Source organism: Staphylococcus sp. EG-SA-2 (assembly GCF_017152085.1).
This window is the reverse complement of sequence record NZ_JACYHC010000739.1, coordinates 1-1,588: the sequence shown is the minus strand read 5'-3', so window position 1 is coordinate 1,588 and position 1,588 is coordinate 1. Positions and strand designations below refer to the sequence as shown.

Sequence of the window (1,588 nt, the reverse complement as noted above, 5' to 3'; positions counted from 1 at the left end):
GTAGTAGATATGTCAGAGTGACCTAACATCTCTTGCACTGCTCTTAAATCTGCGCCATTTTCCAATAAATGTGTCGCAAAAGAGTGGCGTAACGTATGTGGCGTTAACGTCTTTTTAATGTTTGCCTTTACACCATTTTGTTTAATCATTTTCCATATTGCTTGTCGTGATAAAGGTTTACCATGCATATTTAAAAATAAGACTTCGGTAACAGTCTTTTTTAAAAGTTGCGGTCTAATCGTTTCAATATAAGTAGTTAAGTACTCAATGACTGCGTCGCCTAATGGTACAATTCTTTCTTTATCGCCTTTACCAAATACGCGTACAAATCCCATTATTAAGTTCACGTTTTCTAACTCTAAATGTATCAATTCAGATACACGCATTCCCGTTGCGTACAGAAGTTCTAACATCGTACGATCACGATATCCATTAATTTTATTTAAATCTGGCGTTTCTAATAAAGCCAATACTTCGTCAACATTTAAAACGTCAGGCAATTTTTTGTCATATTTTGGTGAATCTAATAATACCGTTGGATCTTTCGCCGCATATTTTTCTCTTATAGCAAATTGATGAAAACTACGGATTGTTGAAATAAATCGCGCAATAGATTTAGCAGATTGCCCTTGGTCTATTAAATGCCCCAAACACTCTTGAATTAATTGTCGATCTATAAAATCAATATGCGAGATATGATGTTCAGTCATATAATCTTGATACTTTTTCAAATCACGTCTATAAGCACCAATTGTGTTAGAACTTAGTCCTTTTTCAATTTGTATAAAACGCAAATATTCTTCAATAATTGTTTCCATAACCACACCTCTAAAAAAAGCGAAGGTTAATTTAACCTACGCAATTTACTATCCTTTACCTTTAGCTTGGCATGTTTCACACACACCATGGAAAGTTAAACGATGATCTAAAATTTTAAAATTGAACTCATTTTCAACTCGATTTTCAACTTCTGGTAACAAATCTTCATCGATTTCATCTACACGACCACATTCCATACATACTAAATGATGGTGGAAATGTTTTGCGCCTTCTTTTCTTAAATCAAAACGAGCGACGCCATCACCAAAGTTAATTTTGTCGACAACTTTTAGTTCAGCTAACAACTCTAACGTTCTGTATACTGTCGCCAAGCCAATTTCAGGCGCTTTGTCTTTTACTTTCAGATATACGTCTTCAGCACTTAGATGATCTTTTTCATTTTCAATTAGAACTCTAACAGTAGCTTCGCGTTGTGGCGTTAGCTTATATGATGATTGTTGTAATTGTTGCTTAACGCGATTTAATCGTTCTTCCAACGATGTCCACTCCCCTACTAATAATTAAAATCATTACAAATTATTTCAAACTTCACAATTAAAACTAACAGTTTTCTCAATAAAATGCAAGCTTTTCTCATTTGTTATTTAGAATGATTATAATTTAATAATAGGTGTTGCAATGCAATGATAGTCTTCGCATCTTCTATTTCTTTATTCATTAGCATCGATTTAACATTCTCAATCGGAACTTTAATGACTTCGACAAATTCATCTTCATCTAAGTGAACTGTACCTTCTTCTAAATTATC

2 protein-coding genes and 1 pseudogene are annotated in these 1,588 nt (G+C 33.4%); all 3 read right to left on the bottom strand.

Translation table 11 applies throughout. From position 1 onward, the window contains the following. A partial coding sequence (xerD, locus tag IDG60_RS13465; protein ID WP_206160790.1) for a site-specific tyrosine recombinase XerD occupies positions 1 to 818 on the bottom strand: 818 nt, incomplete at its 3' end. Positions 819 to 866: 48 nt separating this feature from the next. Further along, entirely contained in the window at positions 867 to 1,316 is a 450-nt protein-coding gene (fur, locus tag IDG60_RS13460; protein WP_000392691.1) for a ferric iron uptake transcriptional regulator, read from the bottom strand. Positions 1,317 to 1,420: 104 nt separating this feature from the next. Then, positions 1,421 to 1,588: pseudogene (locus IDG60_RS13455) on the bottom strand (ADP-ribose pyrophosphatase); the annotation flags it as partial.